The 2967-nt window shown below is 38.6% G+C and carries 3 protein-coding genes and 2 tRNA genes; 3 read left to right on the forward strand and 2 right to left on the reverse strand.

Annotated features, from left to right (window positions below; translation table 11 throughout):
• Positions 1 to 363 precede the first annotated feature (363 nt).
• From KGY70_20130 to KGY70_20140, 3 genes are all read left to right on the forward strand, one after another.
• On the forward strand, positions 364 to 1152 hold the full coding sequence (locus KGY70_20130) for an MBL fold metallo-hydrolase (GenBank protein MBS3777514.1): 789 nt from the start codon (positions 364 to 366) through the stop codon (positions 1150 to 1152).
• A gap of 134 nt (positions 1153 to 1286) precedes the next feature.
• Positions 1287 to 1359, forward strand: a tRNA-Gly gene (locus KGY70_20135).
• 9 nt (positions 1360 to 1368) lie between these two features.
• Positions 1369 to 1455 (forward strand) — tRNA-Leu (locus tag KGY70_20140).
• A gap of 163 nt (positions 1456 to 1618) precedes the next feature.
• Here KGY70_20140 and KGY70_20145 read toward each other — a convergent pair.
• Both KGY70_20145 and KGY70_20150 read right to left on the reverse strand, forming a co-directional pair.
• Positions 1619 to 2401 carry a hypothetical protein gene (locus tag KGY70_20145; GenBank protein ID MBS3777515.1) on the reverse strand — a complete coding sequence of 261 codons (783 nt, stop codon included), beginning with the start codon at positions 2399 to 2401 and terminating at the stop codon, positions 1619 to 1621.
• Positions 2402 to 2869: 468 nt separating this feature from the next.
• Positions 2870 to 2967 (reverse strand): sensor histidine kinase (locus KGY70_20150; GenBank protein MBS3777516.1); only part of this gene is annotated, 98 nt, incomplete at its 5' end.

A 2967-nucleotide genomic window follows, 5' to 3' on the forward strand; every position in this document is an offset into this window, starting at 1 on the left:
CCGGAAGCGAGTTTTGCATAGTTGTCAGAAATGGCAGCATGAAGCGTAAACAGTGACTGCTGAAGGTATAGTATTGAGCTTCGAAAGCGTGGAACGCCGGGGCATTAATTTTCGTGCTTGTTGGTGCTGCACCAGCATTGCGGTAAAGACAAGTAATGCTGGCCCGGCCGGAGTCTAAGGCTATATCAAAGGCAGAGCGGTTTGCATGGGAACACGGGACGCGAGACAAAAGATAAGGCGAGAAGGCGGGAGGACGAAAAACGTAGTATTGAATGGTGAGAACCTTGCTACAGGAACCCGAGACCCGAGACGCGAGACTCCAGACAAGCAACAAGCAACAAGAAACAAGAAAACGAGAAAGTTATGGGATTTAAGATAACCATTCTGAACGATAATACAGCAGGTAAGCGCACTGCGGCGGAGTACGGGCTTTCTTTTCTGGTAGAAGGGCAGGAGGGAAGCTATCTTTTCGATCCGGGGCCTTCTGATATTGCCCTGCGAAATGCAAAAGTATTGGGTATTGATCTGGAGGATGCGGTGGATACCATCGTACTGACGCACGGTCACTGGGACCATGGTAACGGTTTGGAATACTTTTCAGACAAGAAGTTGATTACCCATCCTGCTAGCTTTACAGAAAGGTACAACAGGGTTAACTGCCACTACAACGGACTGCCTTTAACCCAGGATGAAGCTGCTGAAAAGTTCACGCTTCAGTTTACCCGGGAACCTCTTGAAGTGATGTATGATCACCTGTTTCTTGGAGAAATCCCCCGTTTGAATGACTTCGAGGCAAAAGCTTCTTCTTCGGTGGATGCAAAGGGGAATGAGGATTTTATACCCGACGATTCAGCCGTGGTTGTGACTACAGAAAAGGGTGTTGTGATCATTACCGGTTGTTCGCATTCAGGAATATGTAACATCATCAATTATGCCAAAAAGATAACGGGAGAGGATCATATTCATGCGGTTATCGGAGGTTTTCATCTGAGAAAGGACGATGTGGTGCTTGACAGAACGATTGACTTTTTGAAAGAGGAGAGGATCGACTTACTTTATCCCTCGCATTGCACAGCTTTGCCGGCTCTGGCAAAAATGTACAGGGAATTTGGTATCAAACAGGTTCTGACCGGTCAGGAATACAGGTTTTAAGAGGAAGTCCCGCTTTTTTCAGTTCAAAAACAAAAAAATATTTTCCTTTTTGCAGAATTAAAAAATTATATATATTTGCATTCGCTAAACAACACTGGCAGCGTTCTTTCGTTACAAACAAATGAGTGATATAAGCGAGAATAGCTCAGTTGGTAGAGCACAACCTTGCCAAGGTTGGGGTCGCGGGTTCGAGTCCCGTTTCTCGCTCATTTTTGTGCCCAGGTGGCGGAACTGGTAGACGCGTTGGACTTAAAATCCAATGGCCATACAATGGCTGTGCGGGTTCAAGTCCCGCCCTGGGTACTTTGGTTTGCTGGAAAGGCTGGCAAATCAAGGAAAACAAAACAAAGGGGCACTAATAGGGCCAAAAAAGTATGAAAGGGTTTTGGAAGTATTTCTGAAATCCTTTTTTTAATTCTCATTGAATTTTATGAATAAAATAAGTTAAGCAGGAATATATACATTTTTATTCTTCTGCAAATTCAGGGGCGGTTTCTACGTTTTCTGAATTGTTCTCTTCCTCCATAAGATCATAGTATTGAACATTCATGTTGTTAATCTTATCATAAGGTATTATAAGATAATTCCCTGGAATATCTCTATCTTCTGTATCCCCTTTAGTGGAAAAGGTTTTCTTTGATGGGTATTTTATTATAATTCTTTCCAGTCCTCCACTCTTTTTTGATAAATAATAATTTTCAAGAATCCCTGAATATATTACGTTTCCTTCACCTATATTCATAAGTACATCAACAAAAATAAAATCTATATCTTTATGAGCACCTGGCTTTGTTTCAATGTCAAGATATTCACCTGTAAATAAATAATGCCAAGTATTAGGGAATCTTAATGCAGGAAAATAAATATCAAGGCTTAGCTTTCTAACGACTATACGAGATAGATTACCTAAAAGAATGACAAATGCCAATAAACTTATAAAATAGATTAAGATATTCGATAAATTTGAATGTATATTTTCAAAAATCAAATCTGTTACATTTGAATTGCTTCCCCCGGTTAGTAAGTAACCTATATATTTCAAATGGATGAATAAATTGAAATTTTTTTCAATTATAAGTATTGCAATACCATGTATAAGTATAGCAGGAAAGAAAGACCAGATCAGTTCATTTACTATATTTAAGGGTATGAATCTTATTGAAAATCTGGCAGTAAAATAACTCCTTCTTAAAACATAGCCGGGTAGTGAAATTAATAAAAGCAGAATTGTTACAAATGCAAAATTCATTATAATTCTTTAACTCGAATATTTTTGCTATCTTCAACTGAAATTTGTTTTGGAACATATTTGCCATTAGAAGAATCTCGCCGGATTTTTCTTAATATTTTCCTCCCTCTAGATTCATCTTTAAAGAGTTCCTTGGCATATCGACTTTGCCTTGCCTTCATAACTCACCTTATTATTTAAACTATATGTATTAATATAAACGTAAAGAATAACCCAAGTTTTTACATTTTTTCAAAAAATTCTTCATAGACAAATATATTAAAACCAATTGAATTTTCCTCAACTTTTATGAATTTTAACAAAATGCAAATTTCCACCTGGTAAAGATCGATCCTGGATGGATGTTATCAAAATCCCTGAAACCCCTTTGTTTAGAACAATTCCAAATAATCAAGCTCCCCAGAAGCCAAATTTTGAACTTTTGGAAGGTGGGTAAGCTTGTCGGGTGTCCAGCAGAAATGCCCGCTTTCACAACGGCATTGTAAAATGAAAATCGCTTCCCTTTCCCGGCTCACTTTCTACCCATATTTTACCACCGTGTACTTCAACAAATTCTTTGCAAAGGA

The organism is Bacteroidales bacterium (genome assembly GCA_018334875.1).
In the GTDB taxonomy this organism is placed as follows: Bacteria; Bacteroidota; Bacteroidia; order Bacteroidales; family UBA12077; genus JAGXLC01.

Coding starts and splice junctions, on each gene's coding strand:
- KGY70_20130 (MBS3777514.1), top strand. CDS start 364: ATGGGATTTAAGATAACCATTCTGAACGATAATACAGCAGGTAAGCGC.
- KGY70_20145 (MBS3777515.1), bottom strand. CDS start 2,401: ATGAATTTTGCATTTGTAACAATTCTGCTTTTATTAATTTCACTACCC.